Raw genomic sequence first — 26,578 nt, 5'->3', positions numbered from 1 at the left:
GATCGTCAGGTGATGCGCGATGTCGCCCGGCGAGTCAAGGCGTTTCACGTGAAACCCGCCACTGGTCGCGATTCGCGATGTTTCACGTGAATCATTTTCCGATGCAGAATTCACCGAAGATGACATCAAGGAGGTTCTCGACATCGACACGTCCGGTAACGCGTCCCAAAGCATCGCCAGCAGCGCGCAGATCCTCCGCCCGGAGATCCAAACCACGGTTTGGGGCAAGAAGAGACGCTCGCAGAGCCGCCAATGACCTTGCAAGCGCCTCCCTATGGCGTGCCCGGCTCGGGATGGCCATGGACTGAGGATGCACCTTTTGCTTCAGACGTTGCACAATCAGACCCCGAAGTGCGTCCAGTCCGGTCCCATCTTCGGTCGAGATCAGGAGATCGTATTCTCTCATACTTCGGCGAGATAGATCAGATTTCGTGCCCACCAATACAGCGCTTTCTGGTGGCTCGTCCGTCCCAGTGTCTGTTGATAGGTCTTCGACAAAGATCAACAGGTCCGCTTCTGTGATGATCTTCTCAGCCCTCCGAATACCCTCACGTTCGACGATCTCATCCGTGTCGCGAAGACCAGCAGTGTCGTAGAGTTTGACAAGGTACCCATCCATGCTCAAATCGACTTGCAGGACATCTCTGGTCGTACCGGCGATGTCGGTGACGATCGCAACCTCGCGCTTAGCCAAGGCATTCATGAGGCTGGACTTGCCGGCATTCGGCCTGCCTGCAATGACGACTTTGAAACCATCACGGATAATCTCACCAGCTTCCAGCTGCTCAAGGTGGCTGGCGAGCTCCTCTGCCAAGCTCGACACATCCGCCCAGACCTGATCGGATACTGAACCCGGAACATCTTCCTCATCGGGAAAATCAAGCTCAGCCTCGATCAATGCACGCGCGCGTGTCAGTCTTTCTGACCAGCCATAGTAAATGGAAGATAGGCCTCCGGAGCTCTGCTCGACAGCAAGACGTCGCTGCATCTCCGTTTCGGCAGCAATGAGATCCGCCAGGCCCTCGACCTCAATCAGATCCAGCTTCCCATTTTCAAAGGCACGCCGCGAGAATTCTCCTGCTGCTGCGGGTCGCAAATTTGGGAGTTCTGCGAGTTCGCGGTACAGAGCGTCGACAACCGCACGACCACCATGAAGATGAAGTTCTGCAACATTTTCACCAGTAAAGGAATGCGGTGCCGGGAAGAACAGGACGAGGCCGGTGTCGATCACGAGACCATTACGAGTCCGAATCGATCGCAATACTGCCTGCCGCGAGGTCGGCAATTCCCCAACAAGAGCGGCAAGCACAGCTGGCACGTCCTCTCCGCTGATTCGCACAACGGCTAGACCCGCCGGAACAGCGCCGCTCGACAGAGCGAATATCGTTTCCTTGTTGGGCATCATCTTCCTCCTCCAGTTCAAGGCTGAAGAGAACGTTCGTTGAAATAGGAAAGCCGGCCACAGCGGTGACCGGCTTTATCGAAGAATCCGGCTAAGGATTATGTATTCATAGAATCGAAGAAGTCCGGATTGTTCTTCGTCTGTTTCAGTTTGTCGATCAGGAACTCGATCGCGTCGGTCGTTCCCATCGGGGCCAGGATGCGACGCAACACGAAGATCTTCTGAAGATCCTGTCGCGGCACCAGCAGGTCTTCCTTACGCGTGCCGGACTTCAGGATATCCATCGCCGGGAAGATACGCTTGTCGGCGACCTTGCGGTCGAGAACGATTTCGGAGTTTCCGGTTCCCTTAAACTCTTCGAAGATCACTTCATCCATGCGGCTGCCGGTATCGATAAGAGCCGTTGCGATGATCGTAAGTGATCCGCCCTCTTCTATATTGCGTGCGGCGCCGAAGAAGCGCTTCGGGCGCTGCAGCGCGTTCGCATCAACACCACCCGTGAGGACCTTGCCGGAAGACGGGACAACAGTGTTGTAGGCGCGGCCCAAACGCGTGATCGAATCAAGCAGGATCACAACGTCGCGGCCGTGTTCCACGAGACGCTTCGCCTTTTCGATGACCATTTCGGCCACCTGGACGTGGCGCACAGCCGGTTCGTCAAAGGTCGAGGATATGACCTCGCCGCGAACGGAACGCTGCATGTCCGTGACTTCTTCCGGGCGTTCATCGATGAGAAGAACAATGAGATAGCACTCGGGATGATTCGCCGTGATCGAGTGTGCAATGTTCTGAAGGAGAACGGTCTTACCGGTGCGCGGCGGCGCGACGATCAGGCCACGCTGACCCTTACCAAGCGGTGCCACGAGATCGATGACGCGCGGCGACAGGTCTTTGGTGGTGGGGACATCCAATTCCATCCTGAAGCGTTCATTCGGATACAGCGGCGTCAGGTTATCGAAATGCACCTTGTGACGAATCTTCTCGGGATCGTCGAAATTGATGGTGTTGACCTTCAGCAGCGCGAAGTAGCGCTCGCCTTCCTTGGGCCCGCGGATCGGGCCTTCGACTGTATCGCCGGTCTTCAGCGAAAAACGGCGGATCTGCGATGGTGAGATATAGATATCGTCCGGGCCCGGAAGATAGTTCGCGTTGGCAGACCGCAGGAAACCAAAACCGTCCTGGAGAACCTCCACAACGCCTTCACCGATAATCTCTACGTCCTGGCTGGCGAGCACCTTCAGGATTGCAAACATCAATTCCTGTTTGCGCATCGTGCTCGCATTTTCGACCTCGAGCGATTCGGCGAATGCCAGCAGATCCGTCGGGGACTTACTCTTAAGTTCTTGAAGCTTCATTTCAGCCATGAAGTGACCATTACTCTTAAATTCTGGGGGGAAGGCGATGTCGAGGCTGTAACCGGTCCTGCGAAGGGATCGCAGACGATCGAACTTTACATACTGCCACAAGGATGAGGTGGACCGAAAATAGCGAGTAAGGTTCACCGCCGCAAGGGGGCTGCTTAAAAGAAAATTTAACCGAATGGCCTTCCATCAGAACGGCTTGACCACGACCAGAATAACAATCGCGATCATCAATAGGGTCGGCGCCTCATTCATGAAACGCCAGTAGCGCGCCGACCGGCGGTTCTCATCGCGCTCGAACGCTCTGGCTGCGCGAGCAAAAAGGACGTGCACGGCCGTCAGGAGCACAACGAGACCAATCTTCGCATGCAGCCAGCCACCCTGAAAGCCGTAGACCGACCAAGTGAGATAGAGCCCAAAGATCCAGGTGAGCATCATTGCCGGGTTCATGATCACCTTCAGCAAGCGACGTTCCATGACCTTGAAGGTCTCGGACTGCGTCGAGCCAGGCTCGGCGTCGGTATGATAAATGAAGAGTCGCGGCATGTAGAAGAGGCCGGCCATCCACGAAATTACTGCGATGATATGGAGCGCCTTGATCCACAGATAGAGATCATTTGGGTTCCACAGAAATAGCCCCACGGCCAGAAATCCGAAGAACAGGATAGCAAAGTGCGCACGGCGGCGCGCATAAGTGCCAGGCTTCTCATCTGTCTGCTTTTCCATGTGCTATCGGCTCCAGCTGCGAACATGCTCGACAAGCAGCTGGACGTTCTGAGGGTCGGCCTGGGGAGTAATTCCATGGCCAAGATTGAATATCAATGGACCGTCGCCAAGCTTCTCGAGGATGTCGGTGACCCCCTCCTCGAGCGCCGCGCCGCCGGCAACGACGCGCATCGGATCGAGATTGCCTTGTACGGCTCCATCCTTTTGCAGTTCTACAGCAAAATCCAAGGGCACCGACCAATCAAGCCCGATCGCATCTGCCTTCGTTTTCTGGCGGTAGTCCTTCAGCAGGAACCCGGCTCCCTTAGCGAAGGCTATAACCCGAGCGTTCGGTCGCCGCGCCTTGATGGAGGCGATCATCCGCGCCACAGGCTTTACCGCAAACGCCTCGAACTCCCGCTCGCCGAGAACACCAGCCCAGGAATCGAAGATCTGTACGGCATCTGCACCTGCATCGATCTGCGCAATCAAATAGTCGGCCGACACCTCGGCCAGGACCGCAAGCAAATGTTCGAACGCCTTCGGATGCTTATAGGCAAAGAGGCGAGCGGGAGCCTGATCGGGCGTGCCATGGCCAGCGATCATATAGGTCGCAACCGTCCACGGAGCACCACAGAAGCCGAGAAGGGTTGTTTCACCCGACAGTTCCTTCCGCAGGCGCGCAACCGTTTCCAAGACCGGCTGCAGATAATCGATGATATGGTCGGTCTTGATCAGGAAGATTCCCGCTTCGTCGATGGGATCCATCTGCGGTCCATGGCCCTCCGTGAAGCGAACGTTCCGCTTCATCGCATCCGGAATCACCAAGATATCAGAGAAGAGAATCGCCGCATCGAAGCCATAGCGGCGAATAGGCTGAAGAGTGACCTCCACAGCATGTTCAGGCGAATAACAGAGATCAAGGAAGCTTCCGGCCTTCGCGCGCGTTTCCCTGTACTCAGGAAGGTATCGTCCAGCCTGTCTCATCAGCCAGATTGGAGGAGGGGTGAGGGTTTCGCCATCCAAGACCCTCATGATTTTCCGGCGGCTTTCACCCACGCGCTTCTTCCCTAAAAAAAATCTAAGATATTTTAAAAGGTTTCTATTTCTTAGAGTCTGTTTCTATCAAGGATTAAAATTAATCCACTGCCGGAGCCTTTTGTCGCGCCACCGCAAGTTCGCAGCAATTGAGTGGCGGGCTCTTGGCCTGAAATCGTGGATAAACCAGAAAACGCAAATTATTCCAATCGGATAAGATATCCGGCAGGTTCGGTTGAACTGTGGAAAAAACATAGATTGTGGTCGAACTGTCAATCGCTATCCACGGAACCAACAGGCCGCGTTGTCGGCTCCCGTGAAATTCGATTTGTGGAAAAGGTGACATGTTTTCCCTTGCCTAACCCCCTCGGGCTCTCTTAGCTCTCCGTTGTCCAGTCTTTTCAACAGGCCACGGAAAATAGCGTGGAGAACCGCACGAACTTCTTCCATCTGCATCTGATTTCTGACTCGACCGGCGAAACGCTGATTTCCGCCGGGCGCGCGGCATCAGCACAATTCAAGTCCGCGCAGCCGATCGAGCACGTCTACCCACTCGTTCGCAATCGCAAGCAGCTTTTGCAGGTTCTCCAATCGATCGACAGTCAGCCAGGTATCGTTCTCTACACGATTGTCGACCGTGAGCTCGCGACCCTCATTGACCAACGCTGCGCGGAGATGGGCGTTGCGTCAGTGAACGTGCTCGAACCTGTCATGAACGCATTCCAGATTTATCTCGGTGCACCGTCGCGTCGGCGCGTTGGCGCGCAGCACGTGATGAACGCAGGCTACTTCGCGCGTATCGAAGCACTCAACTTCACGATGGATCATGACGACGGCCAGATGCCCGATGACTACAATGATGCTGACGTCGTCATCATTGGCATCAGTCGGACGTCGAAAACGCCGACCAGCATCTACCTTGCGAATCGTGGCATCAAGACAGCCAATATTCCGGTCGTCCATGGTGTGCCGCTCCCGGAAAGCCTGTTCGCCGCGACCAAACCTTTGATCGTCTGCCTGATTGCCACGACCGATCGGATCTCTCAGGTCCGTGAGAATCGCATTCTTGGAGCGACGCCTGGTTTCGACCGAGGGCAATACACTGACCGAGCCGCCATATCAGAGGAGCTCAAATACGCTCGATCGCTCTGTGCTCGGCACAATTGGCCACTCATCGATGTGACCCGCCGTTCCATCGAGGAGACGGCGGCAGCAATTGTTGCTCTCCGTCCGAAGCTGCGTTAAGCGCTGCGGCAGCAGACCTGTTCGAGGCTCCATGACACCCAAGCTTATTCTCGCATCCTCAAGTCCGTTCCGCCGCATGCTGATGCAAAATGCTGGTCTCGCATTCGAGGCCCATGCAGCTCACATTGATGAGCGTGCGGTCGAAGCGCCTCTCGAAAGAGAAGGTGTCACGCCTGATGCTGTCGCCCTCGTTCTTGCCAAGGCCAAGGCAAAGGAGGTTAGTGATCGCTTTCCGGCCTGCCTTGTGATCGGCTCGGATCAAACGATGTCGCTCGGCCCGCAGACCTTTCATAAGCCTAAGAACATGGCCGATGCCGCGAACCACCTTGCAATGCTGTCGGGCAAGACGCACCGGCTGAACAGCGCGATTGCGATCGCTTACGACGGCGACATCGTCTGGGAGCATGTTTCACACGCAGAGCTTACGATGCGTTCGCTCGGCGCCGATTTCATCCAGCGGCATTTGAAGCGCGTCGGAGAGAAGGCGCTTGCGAGCGTCGGCGCTTACCAACTCGAAGGAGAGGGGCTTCAATTGTTTTCGCGGATCGACGGCGACTATTTTACAATCCTGGGATTGCCGATGTTACCGTTGTTGGAGAAACTGAGAGAATTGGGTGCCATTGATGGATGATTCACGTGAAACATTTGGGCCTCGGGCCTTCGTCACGGGGTTTCCCATCAAGCATTCCCGGTCGCCTCTCATCCATGGCCACTGGTTGAAGACACTTGCACTCCCAGGGTCCTATCGCGCCCATGAAGTTGCGCCGGCCGATTTTCCAGCCTTTGTCGCGTCGCTGAAGAGCGGCGCCTCCGACTTCGTAGGCGGCAACGTCACCATCCCGCACAAGGAAATGGCGTTCAAACTTGCTGACGACCCGGACGCACTTTGCGAAGAGCTTGGTGCGTCCAATACGCTTTGGATGGAGGAGGGTCGGCTCAAGGCGACGAACACGGATGGACGCGGCTTCACCGCAAATCTGGATGAGCGACATCCGCGCTGGGATAAGGCGCAGTCGGCCGTCGTCCTCGGTGCCGGTGGCGCGAGCCGCGCCATCATCCAGGCTCTGCGCGATCGCGGTGTCAAGGAAATTCATCTGGTCAACAGGACGGTCGAGCGCGCTCAGGAATTGGCGGATCGGTTTGGGCCGAGCGTAAATGCGCATTCGATGGCGGCTTTGTCGGAAGTCATGTGCGGTGCCGGCCTTTTCGTCAACACGACCTCATTGGGCATGGACGGCGAGGATGCCCCACGGATCGATTTTTCGCCGCTGCTCTCGGATGCTGTCGTAACCGATATCGTCTATGTCCCTCTAAAGACACCCTTCCTTATGCAAGCCGAGCAGCAAGGATTTGCCGTTGTCGACGGACTAGGCATGCTATTGCATCAAGCCGTTCCTGGCTTCGAGAAGTGGTTCGGGCATCGCCCCAAGGTCGACGAGAAGCTACGCACGCTCGTTATCGAGGACATGGACAAGCACTGATGTTACGGATCGGATTGACCGGCTCGATTGGGATGGGCAAATCAACAATGGCAAAGCTCTTCGCGGAAGCGGGAGTGCCTGTGAATGATTCCGATGCCGTCGTCCATGATCTCTATGCAGGGGAGGCAGCGCCCCTGGTCGACGCTGCCTTTCCCGGAACAATGAAGAACGGTGCTGTCGATCGCCAGGAACTCGGTCGCCAGCTGACCGGAAGTCCTGATGGGTTCAGGCGCCTTGAAGCCATCGTCCACCCGCTTGTGAGAAAGCGTGAGGCGGAGTTCATCGAACGCGAGCAACAACGCGGCTCAGGGATGGTGCTGCTCGATATCCCGCTATTGTTCGAAACGGGAGCCGAGAGCAGGGTCGATGTTATCGTGGTCGTCAGCTGTGATCCACAGATACAGCGGGAGCGCGTACTTGCGCGGCCCGGTATGACAGTGGAAAAATTCAACATGATTCTTGCCCGCCAAACGCCGGACGTCGAAAAGCGGGCAAGGGCCGACTATGTGATCGATACCGGACACAGCATCGAAACGGCCAGAAAACGGGTCGCGGAGATTGTCTCGGATTTGAGACGGCGGCTCGCCAGTGGGGAATTCCTGAATGCGTGAGATCATTTTCGATACGGAAACCACGGGGCTGGATAACCGCGTAGACCGGATTATCGAGATCGGTGGTATTGAGCTTTTCAATCATTTCCCAACCGGCAATACGATCCACATCTACATAAATCCGGGCGACCAGAAGGTGCACCCGGACGCGCTTGCCGTGCACGGCATCACCGATGAATTCCTGAAGGACAAGCCTTCATTCGCAGACGTTGCGCAGCAAATTATCGATTTCTTTGGCGACGCAAAGTGGATTGCGCATAACGCCACGTTCGATATGGGCTTTATAAACGCGGAATTAGCCCGACTTGATTTGCCGCCGATCCTGCCCGACCGCGTGCTCGACACGCTGTCAATGGCGCGTCGAAAGCATCCGATGGGTCCCAATTCACTCGACGCGCTTTGCCGTCGCTATGGCATCGACAATGCGCACCGTACGAAGCACGGCGCGCTTCTCGACTCTGAACTGCTTGCCGATGTCTACATCGAGATGATCGGCGGACGCCAGGCCGCACTTGTGCTAGGAAACGCCGCAAGCAACTCGGCCGGGCAGGAAATAGTGGTCGAAGAGATCATCATCGCGCTCGAACGGCCGCGGCCCCTTGCGCCACGCCTCAGCGAAGCCGAGCAGCAAGCCCATGACGCACTGATTGCCAAACTCGGCGCGAAGGGTGTTTGGGGAAAATACGATCTCACAAACTAAAAATGCCCGGTCGTGACCCGGGCATCGCGTTTCGTTCTAGCGTGTTATACGCGCGCTGTCAGTTCGTGGTCGTCTGGACCTTGGCACGCGCCTGCTCTTCGGCAACCCGCTGCGCAAACATCTGAGAGAAATCGATTGGATCGATCATCAGCGGCGGGAAGCCACCATTGCGCGTGACATCGGCAATGATCTGACGTGCGAACGGGAAGAGCATGCGCGGGCACTCGATGAAGAGAACCGGTAGCATGTGCTCCTGCGGGAAACCGGCAATCCGGAAGACGCCGCCATAGACGAGTTCGGTATGGAATACCGTCTTGTCGCCATCCTTGGCTTCGGCATTCAGAGATAGAACGACGTCGAAATCCGTATCGGAGAGCGGATTGGCGTTGACGTTGACATTGATGTTGATGGCCGGAGCCTTGTCACGCGCCTGCAGCGAACGCGGCGCACCCGGATTTTCGAAGGAGAGATCCTTGGTGTATTGGGCAAGGATAGTAAGGCTTGGGCTCGTTGCACCGTTATTGCTGTTTTCGTCGGCCATTGGCTTTTCCTCGAGGGCATTGGATGGGTGCCGCTCTATCATTTCGGACATGGTGTTACAACCCTGGGCCAGTCGGCCGGCTGGGACGGTTCATCACTTGCCAAGATGCTTCCCTGACCAGGGAGAGTTGTCGTTGGGTTCGCGTCGATAATCCTCGTCGTCAAGGTCGACGATCTTGGAGTCCTTGGTGCGTCTTGACGCGTTGAAGCCGCTCGTTGACCCCACGACAACGAAACGGCGGCTAACATATTGCCAGGCGAGATCGCGCACAGCAGGAATGAAGATCAGCAACGCCACGATGTCGGTGATGAAGCCGGGGATCATCAGTAACAAAGAGGCGATCACGAGCATCGCCGGGCGAAGCAGCTCACGCCCAGGCACCGTGCCGTTTCGCCCTTCGGCAGACATACGGCGGAGGATCCCGATGCCTTGGCGCCTGAGCAGGGCCATACCGAGCATGAAGCTCAGAATGACAAGCGCCAGCGTCGGCCAAAGTCCAATCGCCTTTCCGACAAGCACGAAACCAGCAATCTCGGCGAGCGGAAGCAGCAGCAGAAAACCAGGCAGGATCTTCAAGGGCATCGTTTTATTCCGGCGTGAGCCGGACTCCGTTGGAGGGTCGCGTTGCCGACCCTATTTGAATCATCTGTATAGGCGGACTATATGGGAGTACAAATCAGGGATGTTAACAGCGGCTGCGGCGGGATATGGGTTCAAACGACTTCATCACATTGTTTTTTTTGGTGGCGGCGGTGCTGATTTTTCTGCAGCTGCGCAGCGTCCTCGGTCGCCGTACGGGAAACGAGAAACCCCCGCGCGATCTCTACACGCCGCGCGATGCTGTGGGACCTGAGTCTCCGGACGCCGGAAAAGTGGTAACACTGCCGCGTCGTGATGCGACCGAAGAAGACGACCGCTTTGCGGCGATTGATGCCTTTGCCCCAGCCGGCACGGCGCTCAACGAATCGCTTCGCGAAATCAATAAGGCCGACGCCTCGTTCGATCCGAAGGAATTCGTGAACGGCGCCCGCATGGCCTACGAGATGATCGTGATGGCGTTTGCCGACGGTGATCGCAAGACGCTGAAGAACCTCTTGTCGCGCGAAGTCTATGACGGTTTCGACGCTGCCATCGCTGATCGCGAATCCAAGGGTGAGAAGGTGAAATCTACTTTTGTCGGTATCGACAAGGCTGAAATCACTAGCGCCGAGATCAAGGGCACGGAGGTTCAGATTACGGTTCGCATCGTCAGTCAGCTGATCTCGGCTACTTACGACAAGGCTGACAAGCTGATTGACGGCGATGCAGAGAATGTCGCTGAGATCAATGATCTCTGGACGTTTGCGCGCGATACCCGCTCGCGCGATCCGAACTGGAAACTCGTGGCCACCGAATCGGAAACATGAGTGAAGACACCTCGGGCTTTGCCCTCCAAGCAATAGGCTTCGATGATCTGGAAGGCTGGAAGGATGATGATCCCTCCGGCCTTTTTGAAGCGATGGAGGCATGCCAGCGGCAGATCAATGAGATCAAGCCATATCGGACTGGCTCACTGGGGCTTGCGGTGCAGGATCTGCTGCCGTTGCTTGAGGCAGCTCAGAGTGAGAAAATATCATCGGCAGCCGATGCCCGGGCCTTCTTCCAGTCCCACTGTCGACCTTTCAGAATTCGCCCGACGGATGGCAGTCCGGGTTTCGTCACCGCCTTCTACGAGCCTGAGATTATGGTTTCAGCCGTAACGGATGATGAATATCGCTTTCCCTTCTATCGCCGCCCCGACGAGCTGATCGATCTTGACGAGGTCAATCGTCCGGCATGTCTGCCCGACAGCTACGCCTTCGGCAGGCTAAGCGACGGCCGGATTGAAGCCTATCCGGATCGGCGTGCGATCGATGAGGGATGCCTCGCAGGAAGGGGGCTGGAGATTGCTTGGGCAAAGTCGAAGGTCGATGTCTTCTTCGTCCATGTTCAAGGCGCCGCGCGCTTACGCTACCCTGATGGCAGCATTGGACGTATTAGCTATGCCGCGAAGGCGGGCCACCCTTTCTCGGCGATCGGCAAGTTGCTCATCGAGCGTGGAGAAATCGAACGATCCGAGATTTCGATGCAGGCCATTCGGCGATGGCTGGACGCCCACCCCCATCAGGTGGATGAGGTTCTTTGGCACAATCGCTCCTACATTTTTTTCCGTGAGGTTCCGACAGCAGACCTGAACGCCGGCCCTGTTGCCGCGGCAAAAGTGCCGTTGATCGCCGGACGTTCGCTCGCCGTCGATCGGCTCATTCATACTTTCGGCTTTCCGTTTTTCGTTCGCTCCGAGAACCTTGTCCATCTCGATGATGGCAAGCCGTTCGCGCGGCTAATGCTTGCTCTCGATACTGGCTCTGCGATCGTCGGTCCGGCGAGGGGTGATATCTTCACCGGATCCGGCGATCGGGCGGGAGAGCTTGCCGGAACAGTACGCCATGACGCCGACTTCGCTATCCTGCTCCCCAACGCGGCAGCGGCGAGGTTCGCCTGATGGCACGAGACCGGAAACTCAATGCCGATGAAAGGATACTTTGGGGTAAGGTGGCGCGGAGTACACGGCCAATGCCTGGCAAAAAGGATGAGTTGGCCGAGCTCGATGCGTTTCTGGCAGAGGCAGAGGTAGAAAAGAAAACGGCGGCAAGCGCGAAACAGACGTCTGCAGGTGTGGGCGGGACGGCTACACCTGCGGCTCCCAAATCGCGATCCGGTGTTCACCACCCGCTTGAAAGACCCGTCAAACGTAAGATCGCAAAGGGCCAACTGCCGCTGGAAGCTCGGATCGACCTGCATGGGCTGGTCCAGAGCGAAGCTCACATTCTGCTTCTCGAGTTTCTGATGCGAGCCCATGAACGGGGGATGAGACATGTCCTCGTGATTACCGGCAAGGGCAGTTCGCTTGGCAGCGAAGGCGCTCTGAAGCGCGCCGTCCCGATGTGGTTTTCGAAGCCCGAGTTTCGGTATTTCATCTCTTCCTATGAAACGGCGGCCCAGCATCACGGGGGCGAGGGCGCTCTTTACATCAGGCTGTCGCGTCGCCATGGAGAGAGAGCATGACGCCGTTCGGCGAGGCGGTTCGCAAGCTGCGCGAGCGCAAGGGCGTCTCCCAGAAAGAGATGGCTGCGGCTCTCAATGTTTCTCCGGCCTACCTCTCGGCCCTCGAACATGGGCGGCGCGGCTTACCAACCTTCGATCTGCTCCAGCGGATCGCCGGTTACTTTAACATCATCTGGGACGAGGCAGAGGAACTCTTCCTTTTGGCCCGTTCTTCCGACCCCCGGGTGGTTGTCGATACGTCGGGTCTATCGGCCGAACACACCGCATTTGCGAATCTTCTGGCGGGTCGCATTCGGGATCTTGATCGTGCGACGCTCGGCGAACTGACGAACATTCTTAAAAGCGGCAGAAAAGCGGACGGAAAACGGTCATAATCCCCTGATTTATGGCCAGTTTGAGCGCGCCGGCATTGGGAACTGTGATCAAAAACCCTATATTCTGGCATGTAAAAGGCAGGTGATTCGCAAGTCTCGCCTCAGCCCCGACAACAGGGAAATTCTCGAAAAGTATGACCGATATACCCACGACGGAAAACGGCGTTAGCACCGAATATGGCGCAGACTCAATCAAGGTTCTGAAGGGCCTTGATGCAGTGCGCAAGCGCCCGGGTATGTATATCGGTGATACCGATGATGGCTCGGGTCTTCATCACATGGTCTACGAAGTCGTCGACAACGCGATCGATGAAGCGCTCGCGGGCCACGCCGATATCGTGACCGTAGCGCTCAATCCTGATGGTTCGGTCACCGTCACCGACAACGGCCGCGGCATCCCGACGGACATTCATACCGGCGAGGGCGTGTCGGCGGCTGAAGTCATCATGACGCAGCTTCACGCCGGGGGTAAGTTCGATCAGAATTCCTACAAGGTTTCCGGTGGTCTGCACGGCGTTGGCGTTTCCGTTGTCAATGCGCTCTCCGTCTGGCTGAGGCTGAAGATCCGCCGTCAAGGCAAGATCCATGAGATGAGCTTCACGCATGGCGTGGCCGATGCGCCGCTGAAAGTGACCGGCGACGCTCGCGATGAGACTGGCACGGAAGTCAGCTTCATGCCGAGTTCCGAAACCTTCACGATGACCGAATTCGACTACGGCACGCTGGAACATCGTCTGCGCGAGCTCGCGTTCCTGAACTCGGGCGTCCGCATCCTCCTGAGCGACAAGCGTCATTCGGATATCAAGCAGGAAGAGATGATCTATGACGGTGGCCTGGAAGCCTTCGTCTCCTATCTCGACCGCGCCAAGAAGCCGCTCGTCGACAAGCCGGTGGCAATCCGAGGCGAGAAGGATGGGATTACCGTCGAAGTCGCGATGTGGTGGAACGACAGCTACCACGAGAACGTCCTTTGCTTCACCAACAACATTCCGCAGCGCGATGGCGGTACGCACATGGCTGGCTTCCGCGCTGCGCTGACGCGCCAGATCACCTCCTATGCCGATACGTCGGGCATCACAAAGAAGGAAAAGGTGACGCTGACTGGTGACGATTGCCGCGAGGGCCTGACCGCCGTTCTTTCCGTCAAAGTACCGGACCCCAAGTTTTCGTCGCAGACCAAGGACAAGCTGGTTTCTTCGGAAGTTCGCCCCGTTGTCGAGAACCTCGTCAGCGAAGCGCTAAGCACGTGGTTGGAAGAGCACCCGACGGAAGCCAAGGTTTTGGTCGGCAAGGTGGTCGAAGCTGCCGCGGCGCGCGAAGCTGCCCGCAAGGCGCGTGAACTGACCCGCCGTAAGGGCGCTCTCGACATTGCATCTCTGCCCGGCAAACTCGCCGATTGCTCCGAGCGCGATCCATCCAAGTCTGAAGTCTTTCTTGTCGAGGGCGATTCGGCAGGCGGTTCGGCCAAGCAGGGACGTTCGCGTGAAAACCAGGCGATCCTGCCCCTGCGCGGCAAGATCCTCAACGTCGAGCGCGCTCGCTTCGATAAGATGCTTTCAAGCCAGGAAATCGGCACGCTGATTACCGCCCTTGGTACAGGCATCGGCAAGGACGAGTTCAACGCTGAAAAGCTGCGCTACCACAAGATCATCATCATGACGGACGCTGACGTCGACGGCGCCCACATTCGAACGCTGTTGTTGACCTTCTTCTTCCGCCAGATGCCGGAATTGATCGAGCGTGGTCACCTCTATATCGCCCAGCCGCCGCTCTATAAGGTCTCGCGCGGCAAATCGATCCAATACGTGAAGAACGAGAAGGCCCTCGAGGACTATCTGATCGGCCAAGGCCTGGACGATGCTGCCTTGAAGCTCGGCAGCGGCGAAGTGCGGACCGGCCAGGACCTTGGAGAAGTGATCGGCGATGCATTGCGCCTCCGTGCGCTGCTCGACAATCTGCACTCGCGCTACAATCGCGCTGCCGTCGAACAGGCAGCGATTGCCGGCGCTCTCAATGCGGAAGCCGTCAGCGACCGCTCAAGGGCAGAACAGCTCGCCGGTGAGGTTGCCCGACGCCTTGATCTGATTGCTGAAGAAACCGAGCGCGGTTGGGAAGGCGGCCTGACGAGCGAAGGCGGGCTCAAGCTTGAGCGCATGGTGCGCGGCGTGAAGGAAGTCGTCGTGCTCGACATGGCGTTGATCGGTTCGCAGGACGCGCGGCTTCTCGATCAGCTGTCGGTTCGACTGAAGGAGATCTACCAGACACCGCCGTCACTCTCTCGACGCGACGGTGAGCTGGAAATTTCCGGCCCACGGGCGCTGCTGGATGCGATTTTTGCAAGCGGCCGCAAGGGTCTGACGATGCAGCGTTACAAGGGTCTCGGCGAAATGAATGCCGAACAGCTCTGGGAGACGACGCTCGATCCGAACGTTCGGTCGCTGCTGCAGGTCAAGGTCGCCGACGCGACTGATGCCGATGGCCTGTTTGCGCGCCTGATGGGTGACGAAGTCGAGCCTCGCCGGGAATTCATCCAGGACAACGCGCTGAGCGTTGCAAACCTCGACATCTAAGCGGAACTCGCCCCTGCACGTTGCATCAAAAGCCCCGCGCCGAAGCGCGGGGTTTTTGTTTGAACACTAGTTCGCGATGAACTTGCCTCGGAAGGCGATATCCGAAAGGGGCTTGCGCTGGCTCGGAACTTCCCGCTCTTGGTTACGCTCCGAAAGCACACTCTTGTCGGCAAGACGTCCCACCGCCACGCCTGCTTCGACCCGATAGCCTTCGGGAATAGCAAAGGTTTCCTGGATTTGCTCGTGTTTGATGCCACCCATTCCGTGTGCGTAGAAGCCTGAGAGCCGGGCCTGCAGGGCGAGATAGCCCCACGCGGCTCCGGCGTCGAACGAGTGCGTGTAGCTCTTCCGTCCTTCGGAAAAATCGCCGCTGAACCCCCTCGAGACCACGTAGATCAGCGCCGAAGCGTTCTTCGCCCATTCCTGATTGGATTCGACGAGGAGATTGACGAATTTGTCCCAGTCTTCGGAACCCTTGAGCGCATAGATGAAGCGCCAGGGCTGTTGGTTGGCGGATGACGGTGCCCAATGCGCGGCGTCCAGAATTGTCAGGAGATCTGATTCATCGATCACTTCGCCGGTAAAGGCACGCGGCGACCATCGTTCCAAGAACAACGGATTGATCGGGCATTGGGATTCGCGATTATTGCTCTTTGTCATGGCTCTTCCGAGTGCGTTTGTCAGGTATTCCAGGTAATGTGCAGTTCTTCGCGGAAAGCAAATCGCTTCAAATGGTCGGCGACGACAGTTTCATATCGCTCAAGCTGTGACGGCTCGGCGATCGATAGCGTCACGTGAAGTGCATTGGCATCAGCCGCAAACGTCACCTCCGCCGTGTCGCTGAAGGGCACGCGGCCATGTTCCGCGGTGAATTCCACGGCAAACTTGTGGCTCCAGTGCTTACAGAGTTGCTGAAGGTACTTGCTGGCGTGCGCGGTGGCGACCGTAGACGTTGAAACAGGCATATCAAGCTCCATCTGCCCTGTCTTAGGCCCCATCCAATCGACTTGGCAAGCTTAGCTCCGCAGGCGGTGACAGTCTGTTTCAACAATAGTGGCCTCCCTCGCGCGTAAGGGCACGCTAAGTTTGGCCAAAATCAGCAACCAGAGGAAAGCGTCTTGCTCGTAAATGGGAAGTGGACGGAAGATTGGCAGCCGGTACAGGCGAAGGACGAGAAGGGCGGCTTTGTTCGCCAGACGTCCAGCTTCCGCAATTGGGTAACGCGGGACGGTGCTGCAGGCCCGACGGGGAAAGCTGGGTTCAAGGCAGAAGCTGATCGCTACCATCTTTACGTGGCCTACATCTGCCCGTGGGCGTCACGCACGCTGATCGGCCGAAAGCTTAAAGGGCTGGAGTCGGCCATCTCAGTTTCCATCGTTGAACCGGCGTTGACGAAGCAGGGCTGGCGCTTTGGCGCCTATCCCGGCGCCACGCAGGATCATATCCAGGGCGCAACCTATCTGCACGAGATCTATACCAGTGCTGCGCCCGACTTTACCGGCCGCGCGACAGTGCCGGTGCTCTGGGACAAGCAGCTGCGGACGATCGTCAACAACGAGTCGGCTGACATCCTGAGAATGATGAACGATGGTTTCGGCGATCTTGCTCGCCATCCGATCGATCTCTATCCCGCGGATCGCCGTCCTAAGATCGATGCTTTCAACGAGCGGAAACCGTGCAGGCTTTGCCACCACGCAGCTCGCCTATGAAGAAGCGTTTGCCGGCGTGTTCGAGTGCCTCGACTGCGTGGAGAAAGAGCTTGGCGATCGGCCGTTCTTGTTTGCTGACCACCCAACTGAAAGCGACATTCGCCTTTTTGTGACGCTGGTGCGTTTTGACACCGCCTATCACGGCTTGTTCAAATGCAATCTGAGGCGTCTTTCCGAGTATGCCAATCTTCGCCGCTTCTGCCGGCGGATGCTCGACTGGCCGGGTGTCGTCGAAACGGTCAATTTCGACCATATCAAGCGCGGCTATTACTCAATCGAAAGCCTCAACCCGACGAGGAGCGTGCCGGCGGGGCCTGATCTGGCAGGAATTTTCTGAAGCGGCGTACCGCTTCGGCAAAAAGCCATAATGACACCGGTGAATATCTCGTTCATAGGTGATCAACACATCGATCTTGCTGAGGAGGAAATGTTATGAAGCTTATGCGTGTTGGAGAAGTTGGCCGGGAGAAGCCAGCCATGCTTGATTCCGATGGCAAGATCCGCGATCTTTCAGGCCACGTTTCGGACGTTGGCGGCGATGCGATTTCTCCTGAGGGCCTGTCGAAGCTCAAGGCGCTCGACCCGAAAAGCCTGCCGGAACTCCTGCCTGGCCGCATTGGTGCCTGCGTTGCCGGTACTGGAAAGTTTATCTGCATCGGGCTAAATTTCTCCGACCATGCTGCTGAAACCGGTGCTACGGTCCCGCCGGAGCCTGTCATCTTCATGAAGGCAACATCGGCAATCGTTGGGCCGAACGACAATGTCTTGATCCCTCGCGGCTCGGAAAAGACCGATTGGGAAGTGGAGCTCGGCGTCGTCATCGGCAAGACGGCGAAGTATGTTAGCGAAGCCGATGCGCTTGATTATGTTGCCGGCTACTGCGTTTCCCACGACGTCTCGGAGCGCGGCTTCCAGACGGAGCGTGCGGGCCAGTGGACTAAGGGCAAGTCATGCGACACATTCGGTCCGATCGGCCCCTGGCTCGTGACCAAGGACGAGATTGCCGACCCGCAAAACCTCGGCATGTGGCTGAAAGTTAATGGCGAAACCATGCAGAACGGCTCGTCGAAAACGATGGTTTATGGTGTCGCCTTTGTGGTGTCTTACCTCAGCCAGTTCATGTCACTGCATCCGGGCGACGTGATTTCGACCGGTACGCCTCCGGGTGTCGGCATGGGCATGAAGCCGCCGCGTTTCCTCAAGGCTGGCGATGTGGTGGAGCTCGGTATCGAAGGCTTGGGCACGCAAAAGCAGACCTTCCTGGCGGATCGCTGAGCCCGATTTCGCAATCGTTAAGCATTCGAGCGCACCATGATGCCGGGGTGATTTTCCCGGCATTTCTTTTTGCGGTGCGGATAGCAATGTTGCTGCGCAACAAAAACCTGTTAATCTGCGTTGAGGTGCCAGCACGTCGTTGGAATGAATCCGATGCCTTTTCAATCGGCGTCGTCTTCCAGGTTAGAGAAAGGTGGCGCATCTCATGTTTTACCAGCTTTACGAATTGAACCATGCCGCATTGGCGCCTTATCGTGCTTTTGCCGATATTATGCGCATGGTCTATGCCAATCCGCTCAATCCTATTTCCCAGACGCCCTGGGGGCGTACGATGGCGGCAAGTCTCGAAATGTTCGAGCGCACGACCCGCCGTTACGGCAAGCCGTCGTTTGATCTGAATGACACCGTCATTGGCGACCGAAAGTTTGCCGTGCGGGAAGAGGTCGTATGGTCGCGGGCTTTCTGCAATCTGCTTCATTTCGCGCGCAACGTTCCAAGCGTTCATACGACTGATCCGCGCATTCTCATCGTTGCGCCGATGTCCGGCCACTATGCGACGCTGCTGCGCGGCACGGTCGAGGCGTTGCTGCCTAACGCCGACATCTACATCACGGACTGGATCGATGCGCGAATGGTGCCTATGACGGAAGGCACCTTCGATTTCGATGATTACGTCGACTACGTCATCGAAATGCTCCGCTTCCTCGGCCCGGATACCCACGTGATTGCCGTCTGTCAGCCCTCCGTGCCTGTGTTGGCTGCAGCTGCGGTGATGGAGGCGGAGAACGATCCATTTTCGCCTTCCTCGATGACATTGATGGGTGGACCGATCGACACGCGCATCAACCCGACGGCCGTCAACCAGCTTGCCAAGGAACGGCCGCTGGAGTGGTTTGCCGACAATGTGATTATGAACGTGCCATGGCCGCAGCCGGGTTTCATGCGCCCCGTCTATCCGGGATTCCTGCAGCTGTCCGGCTTCATGTCGATGAACCTCGATCGGCACGTGATCGCCCACAAGGAGTTCTTCATGCATCTCGTGAAGAACGACGGCGAGCCAGCCGAGAAGCACCGCGACTTTTATGACGAATATCTCGCTGTCATGGACTTGACGGCGGAGTTCTACCTTCAGACGGTTGACCAGGTGTTCAAAAAACATGCCTTGCCGAAGGGTGAGTTGCTCCACCGCGGCAAACTTGTCGATCCGGCCGCGATCCGCAATGTGGCGCTCCTCACTGTGGAAGGGGAAAACGATGATATCTCCGGCGTCGGCCAGACGAAGGCCGCCCAGACGATCTGCGTCAACATTCCCGAGAACATGCGCATGCACTACCTGCAACCCGATGTCGGCCACTATGGCGTCTTCAACGGATCGCGCTTCCGTCGCGAAATCGCGCCGCGCATCGTCAACTTCGTGAAGGAACATGCACGGACGGGAAAGCCTGTGGTGAAGAGGGTTATCAAGGGCGGAAAGTCCGGCTGATTTAGGAGCGTCTGAATTAGTGATTTCATTTCAAAGTGTTGTCCGATTTGGGCGCGGACTGCCTTGAAGCTGGCTGGGGGTGTAACCACATCGATTCCAGCGTTCGGCATCTCGCCGGGCGCGGAAAATGCGAGGACACCGCACGATGAACCAGTCAGCATTGCTTCGGCCGGATTGGACTCCGGCTACCATTGCCCTGATGATCCTCGGCTTCGTGGTATTCTGGCCTCTGGGTCTCGCCATGCTCGCCTATATCATCTTTGGGGAGCGTTTGCGCGGTTTCAAGCGTGATGCAAACAGCACCGCCGATGGATTCTTCGCTGGCTGCCGACGTTCGCATGGCCGTTATCGCCCTCATTTCTCGACAGGCAATGTCGCCTTCGACGATTGGCGGAAGGCCGAGCTCGACCGGCTGGAAGAAGAGCGTCGCAAGCTTGATGAAATGCGCGAGGAATTCGATTCCTACGTACGCGAACTGCGCCGCGCTAAGGATCAGGAAGAGTTCGACCGCTTCATGCGCGATCGCAAGAACGCCAAGCGCGACGACAACGGTCCGGTAGCAGAATACCAGACTCCGTGATCCCCAGGACTGTTCAGCACTGAAACTTTGAACCGGCATCCTCGATGCCGGCTTTTCTTTGCCCGCAATTCCAGCGAATCATGTAGAAAATGCCCATGTCCCCGCTCCTCGCAAAGCCACGCCGTATCGTTCGAAAACCGGCTCCGCCCGAGACGCGAACGCTTGAAGTGGCCGGCCGCCGGATGCCGCTGACAATCAAGCAGCACGAGCGGGCAACCCGCATCACCTTGCGCATCGAGCCAGGCGGACGAGCCCTGAGGATGACGATCCCGAGCGGGTTGGCGCAACGTGAAGTGAACGCCTTCCTCGACCGCCATCAGGGCTGGCTACTCACCAAACTTGCCAAATTCTCGAGCGACTGTGGCCTGCGGGACGGTGGCACCATTCTAATTCGTGGCGCATCTCATCGTATTCACCACACCGGCAGCCTTCGCGGCCTGACGGAAGCGATCGTCGTTGATGGCAAGCCGGTGTTGAAGGTCAGCGGCATGCCTGAGCATCTCGGCCGCCGGATTGCCACGTTCCTGAAGAAGGAAGCGCGGGCCGATCTCGAGAGGCTGGCAACACTGCATGCCCGCTCGATTAATGCGCCGATCAGGTCGATCGCCGTGAAGGACACCCGCAGTCGATGGGGTTCCTGCTCGTCGGAGGGAAACCTGAGCTTTTCCTGGCGTATCATCATGGCGCCGCCGTCCGTCGTCGACTACCTGTCGGCCCATGAAGTCGCGCATCTCAAGGAGATGAATCATGGACCGCGCTTCTGGGCGCTCTGCAAAAAGCTCTGCCCGCACATGGAAGAGGCGAAGGCCTGGTTGAAGCGCCATGGCAGCCAGCTTCATGCCATCGATTTCGAGTGACGTAAGGCTTCTAAAATTCAGCTTTTGTCGCGATTTGGCTCGACTCCAATCGCATTTCGTGTCACTTCGCTGCCATGAAACCGGATATCAAAATTTGCGGGCTGAAGACGGCTGAAACAATCGATCGCGCCCTCGCGCGGGGTGCCACGCATATCGGCTTCATCTTCTTTGAGAAGAGCCCTCGCTACGTCGAGCCCGACATTGCCGGCAAGCTTGCGGAGCCTGCCCGCGGCAAGGCCAAGATTGTTGCTGTCCTCGTCAATCCAAGCAACGACGATCTCGATGAAATCGTAGCGCTCCTTAGACCCGATATCCTGCAACTGCATGGCGACGAAAGCCCCGAGCGCGTTCTGACCATAAAGGCGGTCTACGGGCTACCTGTCATGAAGGCGTTTTCTGTGCGGACGGCCGATGATCTGAAGCGGGTCGAGGCCTATATCGGCATTGCCGATCGCTTCCTCTTCGATGCGAAGCCGCCGAAAGGATCGGATTTGCCCGGCGGCAACGGGGTTTCCTTCGATTGGAGCCTGCTCACTTGGCTTGACGACAATGTGGATTACATGCTTTCCGGTGGCTTGAACAAAGGTAACATTGCCGAGGCGCTTGCCATTACGAAGGCGCCGGGGATCGACGCGTCCTCCGGTGTCGAAAGCGCACCCGGCGTCAAGAACGTCGCAATGATCGATGAGTTTTTCGATGCGGTCGAGAGGGCCAATCAACCCGAAACGGCCTCAGGGAGTTGAGAGTGAACCAGACGCCAAAACCGAATTCCTTCCGCTCCGGCCCCGATGAAGACGGCCGTTTCGGTATCTACGGCGGCCGTTTCGTCGCCGAGACGCTGATGCCTTTGATCCTCGACCTGCAGGACGAGTGGAACAAGGCGAAGAACGATCCGGAATTTCAGGCTGAACTGAAGCATCTCGGCGCTCACTATATCGGCCGACCGAGCCCGCTCTATTTCGCCGAGCGCCTGACGGCTGAACTCGGTGGCGCGAAGATCTACTTCAAGCGCGAGGAGCTGAACCACACCGGTTCACACAAGATCAACAATTGCATCGGCCAGATCCTGCTTGCCAAGCGCATGGGCAAGACCCGTATCATCGCTGAAACCGGCGCCGGCCAGCATGGCGTTGCATCTGCGACCGTCGCCGCCCGCTTCGGTCTCCCCTGCGTTGTTTACATGGGCGCGACCGATGTCGAGCGCCAGGCGCCGAACGTGTTCCGCATGAAGCTGCTCGGTGCCGAAGTGAAGCCCGTGACTGCCGGCCACGGCACGCTCAAGGACGCCATGAACGAGGCGCTGCGCGACTGGGTCACGAACGTCGACGACACTTACTACTTGATCGGCACGGCTGCCGGCCCACATCCCTATCCGGAAATGGTCCGCGACTTTCAGGCCGTCATCGGCACCGAAGCCCGTGAACAAATCTTGGAAGCCGAAGGCCGCCTGCCGGATCTCGTCATCGCTGCCGTCGGCGGCGGTTCGAACGCGATCGGCATTTTCCATCCGTTCCTCGATGACGAGGGCGTCAAGATGGTCGGCGTCGAGGCCGGCGGCAAGGGCCTCGACGGCGACGAGCACTGTGCCTCGATCACCGCGGGTTCGCCGGGCGTTCTGCATGGCAATCGCACTTACCTGCTGCAGGATGGCGACGGTCAGATCAAGGAGGGCCATTCGATTTCCGCGGGTCTCGACTATCCCGGTATCGGCCCCGAGCATTCCTACCTGAACGACATCGGCCGTGTCGAATATGTACCGATCATGGACCATGAGGCGCTCGAAGCCTTCCAGACGCTCACACGCCTCGAAGGCATCATTCCGGCGCTCGAGCCATCGCACGCTCTGGCCGAAGTCATCAAGCGCGCCCCGAAGATGGGCAAGGACGAGATCATCCTGATGAACCTCTCCGGCCGCGGCGACAAGGACATCTTCACTGTCGGCAAGATTCTGGGAATGGGTGAGTAAGTCATGACCGCACGTATGGATAAACGCTTCGCCGATCTGAAGGCGGAAGGCCGGCCGGCACTCGTCACCTATTTCATGGGCGGGGATCCGGACTACGAAACCTCGCTCGGCATCATGAAGGCACTCCCCGAAGCTGGCTCTGACGTCATCGAGCTCGGCATGCCGTTCTCCGATCCGATGGCCGATGGCCCGGCGATCCAGATGGCGGGCCAGCGCGCTCTGAAGGGTGGCCAGACGCTGAAGAAGACGCTGCACCTTGCCGCCGATTTCCGCAAGACCGACGACGCCACCCCGATCGTGATGATGGGATATTACAACCCGATCTACATCTACGGCGTGGAGAAGTTCCTGGACGACGCGTTGGCAGCTGGCATCGACGGGCTCATCGTCGTCGACCTTCCGCCGGAGATGGATGACGAACTCTGCATTCCCGCCCTCAAGAAAGGCATCAATTTCATTCGTCTCGCAACACCGACGACCGACGAGAAGCGCTTGCCGACCGTTCTGCGGAACACCTCCGGCTTCGTCTATTACGTCTCGATGAATGGCATCACCGGTTCGGCCCTGCCGGACCCCTCTCTCGTGTCGGGTGCCGTCAAGCGCATCAAGCAGCACACCAATCTGCCCGTCTGTGTCGGTTTCGGCGTGAAGACCGCCGACCACGCAAAGGTCATTGGCAGCTCGGCGGATGGTGTTGTTGTCGGCACCGCAATCGTCAATCAGGTGGCAACGAGCCTCACCAAGGACGGGAAGGCGACCGCCGATACCGTCCAGGCCGTCGCCACGCTTGTTCGTGGATTGTCAACGGGTACACGCTCGGCGCGCCTTGTTGCTGCCGAATAGTTTCCCCACATTGGCAAGAGTCAATCAGGAGTTTTCGACTTGAACTGGATCACCAACTACGTCCGCCCCCGCATCAATTCCATGCTGGGCCGCCGCGAAGTGCCGGAGAACCTCTGGATCAAGTGCCCGGAAACGGGTGAGATGGTTTTCCATAAGGATCTGGAAGACAACAAGTGGGTCATTCCGGCCTCCGGCTATCATATGAAGATGCCGGCGAAGGCTCGCCTTACCGATCTTTTCGATGAGGGCGTCTTTGAAGCGCTGGTACAGCCGAAGGTCGCGCAGGACCCGCTGAAGTTTCGCGATTCAAAGAAATACACCGATCGCCTTCGCGACAGCCGCATCAAGACCGATCAGGAAGACACGATCGTTGCCGGCGTCGGCAAGGTTCGCGGTCTGAAGCTCGTCGCTGTCGTCCATGAGTTCAACTTCATGGGCGGTTCGCTCGGCATTGCTGCCGGCGAGGCGATCGTCAAGGCATTCGAACGTGCCATCGCAGAGAAGTGCCCGCTGGTCATGTTCCCGGCTTCGGGTGGCGCTCGCATGCAAGAAGGCATCCTGTCGCTCATGCAGCTGCCGCGCACGACCGTTGCAGTCGACATGCTGAAGGAGGCGGGGCAGCCTTACATCGTTGTTCTGACGAACCCGACGACCGGCGGCGTCACGGCGTCTTACGCGATGCTCGGCGACCTGCACCTGGCCGAGCCCGGCGCGGAGATCTGCTTTGCCGGCAAGCGCGTCATTGAGCAGACGATTCGCGAAAAGCTTCCGGAAGGCTTCCAGACGTCCGAATACCTGCTGGAACACGGCATGGTCGATATGGTGGTCAAGCGCCACGATATTCCGGATACGCTGGCACGTGTCTTGAAGATCCTGACGAAGAAGCCGGCTGCGGCGCTTTCCAAGGAAAACAGCGGGACGCTCGCGATAGCCGCGAGCGCCTGATCAAACCAATCACAGGCGGGTTGAGCGATGATACCCAGGGGCCAGGCCGCAGTGAGTGAAGCAGCGCAGGAAATCGACAAGCTCATGGGATTGCATCCCAAGGGCTTCGATCTTTCCCTGGATCGCATCACACGGCTCCTTTCCATCCTCGGTGATCCGCAGACGAAGCTGCCGCCCGTCATCCATGTGGCAGGCACGAACGGCAAGGGCTCCGTGACGGCGTTTTGCCGGGCGTTGCTTGAGGCTGGCGGTTACAGCGCCCATGTCCATACCTCTCCGCATTTGGTCAACTGGCACGAACGCTACCGGATCGGCGTCAAGGGTGGCCGTGGGCAACTCGTGGATGATGCCGTTTTTGCAGAGGCGGTGCGGCGCGTCGCGGCCGCCAATGACGGGCAGAAGATCACCGTTTTCGAGATCCTGACGGCCGTCACCTTCATACTGTTTTCAGAGCATCCGGCCGATGCCGCCATTATCGAGGTTGGCCTCGGCGGCCGTTTCGATGCGACGAACGTCATTTCCGATCCCGCCGTCTCGGTCATCATGCCGATTTCCTTGGACCACCAGCCCTATCTCGGGGATCGGGTCGAACTGATCGCGGCCGAAAAGGCCGGCATCATGAAACGTCGTTGCCCGGTGGTCATCGGCAAGCAGGAATACGATGCCGCACTCGACGTTCTGATGTCGACCGCCGAACGGTTGAACTGCCCGACCGCCGTCTTCGGCCAGGATTATATGGCACATGAGGAATATGGGCGCCTCGTTTATCAGGATGAGTTCGGTCTCGCCGACCTGCCCTTGCCGCGCCTTCCGGGCCGTCACCAATATGCCAATGCCGCTGCCGCGATGCGTGCCGTCAAGGCTGCGGGCTTCACGGTGACCGAAGCGATGATGGAAAAGGCGCTGCTGTCGGTCGAGTGGCCGGGTCGCCTTCAGCGTCTGAACGAAGGACACCTGATGGCCAGTGCCCCGGCCAAGGCAGAAATCTGGGTTGACGGCGGCCACAATCCCGGTGCAGGCGAGGTCATCGCCGAAGCTATGGCAAATTACGAGGAAAGGCAGCCGCGGCCACTCTTCCTGATCATAGGCATGATCAACACCAAGGATCCGGTTGGATACTTCAAGGCTTTCAAGGGATTGGCGGAGAAGGTCTATTGCGTGCCGATTCGCGGCAGCGAGGCGATGATAGACCCGGTCATCCTGGCAAACGCCGCCTACGATGCGGGTCTCGTCGCAGAACCGATGTCGACTGTCAGTGACGCGTTGGAGGCAATCAAGGAAGGCGCCTTTGAACAGGCCCATCCGCCGCGCATCCTGATAGGCGGCTCTCTTTATCTTGTAGGCGATGTGCTTGCTGACAATGGCACGCCTCCGAAATAAAAAAAGCCCGGTCAAATGCCGGGCTTCTTCGTATCTGCTTATGGGTAAATTAAGCGGCGCTTGAGATCCAGCTCGAAAGAGCGGTCTTCGGGGCAGCGCCAACCTTGATGTCAGCAACTTCGCCGGCCTTGAATATGGCGAGTGTCGGAATGGAACGGACGCCAAACTGGGCGGCGAGTTCCGGGTTCTCATCGATGTTGAGCTTGGCGACTTTCACCTTGCCCTGAAACTCGATGGCGAGTTCTTCGAGGCTGGGGGCGATCATCTTGCACGGGCCGCACCATTCAGCCCAGAAATCGACGACGACGGGTTCTGCGGATTCCAGAACTTCCGACTGGAAGTTGTTGATATCGACTTTTACGGTAGCCATAGGCTGCTCCTTTACGGATTCCTGTTGAAACACATGTGAGCGTGCGGTGCGGGCATTT

The 26,578-nt window shown here is 57.8% G+C and carries 28 protein-coding genes and 1 pseudogene; 20 read left to right on the top strand and 9 right to left on the bottom strand.

Going from position 1 to position 26,578, the window contains the following annotated elements; all coding sequences use genetic code 11:
* Positions 1-91 precede the first annotated feature (91 nt).
* The 4 genes from mnmE to hemE all read right to left on the bottom strand — a co-directional run bounded on the left by mnmE (position 92) and on the right by hemE (position 4,527).
* Positions 92-1,405, bottom strand: coding sequence for a tRNA uridine-5-carboxymethylaminomethyl(34) synthesis GTPase MnmE (mnmE, locus tag FHX09_RS20325; RefSeq protein ID WP_132592376.1), 1,314 nt, complete (start codon positions 1,403-1,405; stop codon positions 92-94).
* A gap of 95 nt (positions 1,406-1,500) precedes the next feature.
* Positions 1,501-2,766 (bottom strand): transcription termination factor Rho, encoded by a 1,266-nt coding sequence (rho, locus tag FHX09_RS20320; RefSeq protein ID WP_085990693.1) that lies wholly within the window; start codon positions 2,764-2,766, stop codon positions 1,501-1,503.
* 186 nt (positions 2,767-2,952) lie between these two features.
* Positions 2,953-3,489, bottom strand: coding sequence for a protoporphyrinogen oxidase HemJ (hemJ, locus tag FHX09_RS20315; protein WP_007798141.1), 537 nt, complete (start codon positions 3,487-3,489; stop codon positions 2,953-2,955).
* Between the two features lie 3 nt (positions 3,490-3,492).
* The gene (gene hemE / locus FHX09_RS20310) at positions 3,493-4,527 is read right to left on the bottom strand and encodes a uroporphyrinogen decarboxylase (RefSeq protein WP_183719747.1); all 1,035 of its coding nucleotides are present in this window, start codon (positions 4,525-4,527) and stop codon (positions 3,493-3,495) included.
* Positions 4,528-4,929: 402 nt separating this feature from the next.
* Here hemE and FHX09_RS20305 point away from each other — a divergent pair, with 402 nt between their 5' ends.
* The 5 genes from FHX09_RS20305 to dnaQ are packed head-to-tail and all read left to right on the top strand — an operon-like array spanning position 4,930 to position 8,543.
* A complete protein-coding gene (locus FHX09_RS20305; protein ID WP_007798135.1) occupies positions 4,930-5,751 on the top strand; it encodes a pyruvate, water dikinase regulatory protein in 822 nt (273 codons plus the stop codon).
* 31 nt (positions 5,752-5,782) lie between these two features.
* Complete coding sequence (locus tag FHX09_RS20300; protein WP_132592372.1) at positions 5,783-6,382, top strand: Maf-like protein; 600 nt, start codon at positions 5,783-5,785, stop codon at positions 6,380-6,382.
* Positions 6,375-7,232 carry a shikimate dehydrogenase gene (locus FHX09_RS20295; protein WP_132592370.1) on the top strand — a complete coding sequence of 286 codons (858 nt, stop codon included), beginning with the start codon at positions 6,375-6,377 and terminating at the stop codon, positions 7,230-7,232. The genes FHX09_RS20300 and FHX09_RS20295 overlap by 8 nt, the downstream gene beginning before the upstream one ends.
* Positions 7,232-7,843: a dephospho-CoA kinase gene (gene coaE, locus FHX09_RS20290; RefSeq protein WP_132592368.1), complete on the top strand. Its 612-nt coding sequence runs from the start codon at positions 7,232-7,234 to the stop codon at positions 7,841-7,843. Before FHX09_RS20295 ends, coaE begins: the two co-directional genes overlap by 1 nt.
* Positions 7,836-8,543 carry a DNA polymerase III subunit epsilon gene (dnaQ, locus tag FHX09_RS20285; RefSeq protein WP_132592366.1) on the top strand — a complete coding sequence of 236 codons (708 nt, stop codon included), beginning with the start codon at positions 7,836-7,838 and terminating at the stop codon, positions 8,541-8,543. The genes coaE and dnaQ overlap by 8 nt, the downstream gene beginning before the upstream one ends.
* 58 nt (positions 8,544-8,601) lie before the next feature.
* Here the strand turns inward: dnaQ and secB are convergent, their stop codons facing one another.
* On the bottom strand, positions 8,602-9,084 hold the full coding sequence (gene secB, locus FHX09_RS20280) for a protein-export chaperone SecB (protein WP_007798120.1): 483 nt from the start codon (positions 9,082-9,084) through the stop codon (positions 8,602-8,604).
* 93 nt (positions 9,085-9,177) lie between these two features.
* On the bottom strand, positions 9,178-9,666 hold the full coding sequence (locus FHX09_RS20275; RefSeq protein WP_132592364.1) for an FxsA family protein: 489 nt from the start codon (positions 9,664-9,666) through the stop codon (positions 9,178-9,180).
* 125 nt (positions 9,667-9,791) lie between these two features.
* On the opposite strand from FHX09_RS20275, the gene FHX09_RS20270 reads away from it, so the two are divergent.
* The 5 genes from FHX09_RS20270 (at position 9,792) to gyrB (ending at position 15,112) form a co-directional block, all read left to right on the top strand.
* Positions 9,792-10,490, top strand: coding sequence for a Tim44/TimA family putative adaptor protein (locus FHX09_RS20270; protein ID WP_132592362.1), 699 nt, complete (start codon positions 9,792-9,794; stop codon positions 10,488-10,490).
* Complete coding sequence (locus tag FHX09_RS20265; protein ID WP_132592360.1) at positions 10,487-11,605, top strand: murein transglycosylase A; 1,119 nt, start codon at positions 10,487-10,489, stop codon at positions 11,603-11,605. The genes FHX09_RS20270 and FHX09_RS20265 overlap by 4 nt, the downstream gene beginning before the upstream one ends.
* Positions 11,605-12,168, top strand: a complete 564-nt coding sequence (locus tag FHX09_RS20260; RefSeq protein ID WP_132592358.1) for a Smr/MutS family protein — start codon at positions 11,605-11,607, stop codon at positions 12,166-12,168. Before FHX09_RS20265 ends, FHX09_RS20260 begins: the two co-directional genes overlap by 1 nt.
* Entirely contained in the window at positions 12,165-12,542 is a 378-nt protein-coding gene (locus FHX09_RS20255; RefSeq protein WP_007798101.1) for a helix-turn-helix transcriptional regulator, read from the top strand. Before FHX09_RS20260 ends, FHX09_RS20255 begins: the two co-directional genes overlap by 4 nt.
* A 134-nt stretch (positions 12,543-12,676) precedes the next feature.
* Positions 12,677-15,112, top strand: coding sequence for a DNA topoisomerase (ATP-hydrolyzing) subunit B (gene gyrB / locus FHX09_RS20250; protein WP_132592356.1), 2,436 nt, complete (start codon positions 12,677-12,679; stop codon positions 15,110-15,112).
* Between the two features lie 66 nt (positions 15,113-15,178).
* Here gyrB and FHX09_RS20245 read toward each other — a convergent pair whose 3' ends face one another.
* Together FHX09_RS20245 and FHX09_RS20240 are read right to left on the bottom strand one after the other, a co-directional pair.
* The gene (locus tag FHX09_RS20245; RefSeq protein ID WP_007798094.1) at positions 15,179-15,772 is read right to left on the bottom strand and encodes a nitroreductase family protein; all 594 of its coding nucleotides are present in this window, start codon (positions 15,770-15,772) and stop codon (positions 15,179-15,181) included.
* Positions 15,773-15,792: 20 nt separating this feature from the next.
* Positions 15,793-16,077: a DUF2218 domain-containing protein gene (locus tag FHX09_RS20240; protein ID WP_183719810.1), complete on the bottom strand. Its 285-nt coding sequence runs from the start codon at positions 16,075-16,077 to the stop codon at positions 15,793-15,795.
* Between the two features lie 153 nt (positions 16,078-16,230).
* Between FHX09_RS20240 and FHX09_RS20235 the strand changes: the two are divergent.
* From FHX09_RS20235 to FHX09_RS20190, 10 genes and pseudogenes are all read left to right on the top strand, one after another.
* Positions 16,231-17,158, top strand: a pseudogene (locus tag FHX09_RS20235) (glutathione S-transferase C-terminal domain-containing protein).
* Positions 17,159-17,253: 95 nt separating this feature from the next.
* Positions 17,254-18,096: a fumarylacetoacetate hydrolase family protein gene (locus FHX09_RS20230; RefSeq protein ID WP_132592352.1), complete on the top strand. Its 843-nt coding sequence runs from the start codon at positions 17,254-17,256 to the stop codon at positions 18,094-18,096.
* Positions 18,097-18,301: 205 nt separating this feature from the next.
* Positions 18,302-19,579: a polyhydroxyalkanoate depolymerase gene (locus FHX09_RS20225; RefSeq protein ID WP_132592350.1), complete on the top strand. Its 1,278-nt coding sequence runs from the start codon at positions 18,302-18,304 to the stop codon at positions 19,577-19,579.
* A gap of 145 nt (positions 19,580-19,724) precedes the next feature.
* Positions 19,725-20,159: a DUF2852 domain-containing protein gene (locus tag FHX09_RS20220; protein ID WP_007798075.1), complete on the top strand. Its 435-nt coding sequence runs from the start codon at positions 19,725-19,727 to the stop codon at positions 20,157-20,159.
* A gap of 95 nt (positions 20,160-20,254) precedes the next feature.
* Positions 20,255-21,016, top strand: a complete 762-nt coding sequence (locus tag FHX09_RS20215; protein ID WP_132592348.1) for a M48 family metallopeptidase — start codon at positions 20,255-20,257, stop codon at positions 21,014-21,016.
* Positions 21,017-21,090: 74 nt separating this feature from the next.
* Complete coding sequence (locus FHX09_RS20210; RefSeq protein WP_132592346.1) at positions 21,091-21,759, top strand: phosphoribosylanthranilate isomerase; 669 nt, start codon at positions 21,091-21,093, stop codon at positions 21,757-21,759.
* Between the two features lie 2 nt (positions 21,760-21,761).
* A complete protein-coding gene (gene trpB, locus FHX09_RS20205) occupies positions 21,762-22,982 on the top strand; it encodes a tryptophan synthase subunit beta (RefSeq protein ID WP_007798065.1) in 1,221 nt (406 codons plus the stop codon).
* 3 nt (positions 22,983-22,985) lie between these two features.
* Positions 22,986-23,825 carry a tryptophan synthase subunit alpha gene (gene trpA, locus FHX09_RS20200; RefSeq protein WP_132592344.1) on the top strand — a complete coding sequence of 280 codons (840 nt, stop codon included), beginning with the start codon at positions 22,986-22,988 and terminating at the stop codon, positions 23,823-23,825.
* A gap of 39 nt (positions 23,826-23,864) precedes the next feature.
* On the top strand, positions 23,865-24,770 hold the full coding sequence (gene accD, locus FHX09_RS20195; protein ID WP_132592342.1) for an acetyl-CoA carboxylase, carboxyltransferase subunit beta: 906 nt from the start codon (positions 23,865-23,867) through the stop codon (positions 24,768-24,770).
* A gap of 27 nt (positions 24,771-24,797) precedes the next feature.
* Entirely contained in the window at positions 24,798-26,150 is a 1,353-nt protein-coding gene (locus FHX09_RS20190; protein ID WP_007798055.1) for a folylpolyglutamate synthase/dihydrofolate synthase family protein, read from the top strand.
* Between the two features lie 49 nt (positions 26,151-26,199).
* Here the strand turns inward: FHX09_RS20190 and trxA are convergent, their stop codons facing one another.
* Entirely contained in the window at positions 26,200-26,520 is a 321-nt protein-coding gene (gene trxA, locus FHX09_RS20185) for a thioredoxin (RefSeq protein ID WP_007798054.1), read from the bottom strand.
* Positions 26,521-26,578: the final 58 nt, after the last annotated feature.

The organism is Rhizobium sp. BK538, assembly GCF_014197575.1.
Classification (GTDB): domain Bacteria; phylum Pseudomonadota; class Alphaproteobacteria; order Rhizobiales; family Rhizobiaceae; genus Rhizobium.
This window is presented reverse-complemented; position numbering and strand designations above follow the sequence as displayed.

Coding starts and splice junctions, on each gene's coding strand:
- mnmE (WP_132592376.1), bottom strand. CDS start 1,405: ATGATGCCCAACAAGGAAACGATATTCGCTCTGTCGAGCGGCGCTGTT.
- rho (WP_085990693.1), bottom strand. CDS start 2,766: ATGGCTGAAATGAAGCTTCAAGAACTTAAGAGTAAGTCCCCGACGGAT.
- hemJ (WP_007798141.1), bottom strand. CDS start 3,489: ATGGAAAAGCAGACAGATGAGAAGCCTGGCACTTATGCGCGCCGCCGT.
- FHX09_RS20300 (WP_132592372.1), top strand. CDS start 5,783: ATGACACCCAAGCTTATTCTCGCATCCTCAAGTCCGTTCCGCCGCATG.
- FHX09_RS20295 (WP_132592370.1), top strand. CDS start 6,375: ATGGATGATTCACGTGAAACATTTGGGCCTCGGGCCTTCGTCACGGGG.
- coaE (WP_132592368.1), top strand. CDS start 7,232: ATGTTACGGATCGGATTGACCGGCTCGATTGGGATGGGCAAATCAACA.
- dnaQ (WP_132592366.1), top strand. CDS start 7,836: ATGCGTGAGATCATTTTCGATACGGAAACCACGGGGCTGGATAACCGC.
- secB (WP_007798120.1), bottom strand. CDS start 9,084: ATGGCCGACGAAAACAGCAATAACGGTGCAACGAGCCCAAGCCTTACT.
- FHX09_RS20275 (WP_132592364.1), bottom strand. CDS start 9,666: ATGCCCTTGAAGATCCTGCCTGGTTTTCTGCTGCTGCTTCCGCTCGCC.
- FHX09_RS20270 (WP_132592362.1), top strand. CDS start 9,792: ATGGGTTCAAACGACTTCATCACATTGTTTTTTTTGGTGGCGGCGGTG.
- FHX09_RS20265 (WP_132592360.1), top strand. CDS start 10,487: ATGAGTGAAGACACCTCGGGCTTTGCCCTCCAAGCAATAGGCTTCGAT.
- FHX09_RS20260 (WP_132592358.1), top strand. CDS start 11,605: ATGGCACGAGACCGGAAACTCAATGCCGATGAAAGGATACTTTGGGGT.
- FHX09_RS20255 (WP_007798101.1), top strand. CDS start 12,165: ATGACGCCGTTCGGCGAGGCGGTTCGCAAGCTGCGCGAGCGCAAGGGC.
- gyrB (WP_132592356.1), top strand. CDS start 12,677: ATGACCGATATACCCACGACGGAAAACGGCGTTAGCACCGAATATGGC.
- FHX09_RS20245 (WP_007798094.1), bottom strand. CDS start 15,772: ATGACAAAGAGCAATAATCGCGAATCCCAATGCCCGATCAATCCGTTG.
- FHX09_RS20240 (WP_183719810.1), bottom strand. CDS start 16,077: ATGCCTGTTTCAACGTCTACGGTCGCCACCGCGCACGCCAGCAAGTAC.
- FHX09_RS20230 (WP_132592352.1), top strand. CDS start 17,254: ATGAAGCTTATGCGTGTTGGAGAAGTTGGCCGGGAGAAGCCAGCCATG.
- FHX09_RS20225 (WP_132592350.1), top strand. CDS start 18,302: ATGTTTTACCAGCTTTACGAATTGAACCATGCCGCATTGGCGCCTTAT.
- FHX09_RS20220 (WP_007798075.1), top strand. CDS start 19,725: ATGAACCAGTCAGCATTGCTTCGGCCGGATTGGACTCCGGCTACCATT.
- FHX09_RS20215 (WP_132592348.1), top strand. CDS start 20,255: ATGTCCCCGCTCCTCGCAAAGCCACGCCGTATCGTTCGAAAACCGGCT.
- FHX09_RS20210 (WP_132592346.1), top strand. CDS start 21,091: ATGAAACCGGATATCAAAATTTGCGGGCTGAAGACGGCTGAAACAATC.
- trpA (WP_132592344.1), top strand. CDS start 22,986: ATGACCGCACGTATGGATAAACGCTTCGCCGATCTGAAGGCGGAAGGC.
- FHX09_RS20190 (WP_007798055.1), top strand. CDS start 24,798: ATGATACCCAGGGGCCAGGCCGCAGTGAGTGAAGCAGCGCAGGAAATC.
- trxA (WP_007798054.1), bottom strand. CDS start 26,520: ATGGCTACCGTAAAAGTCGATATCAACAACTTCCAGTCGGAAGTTCTG.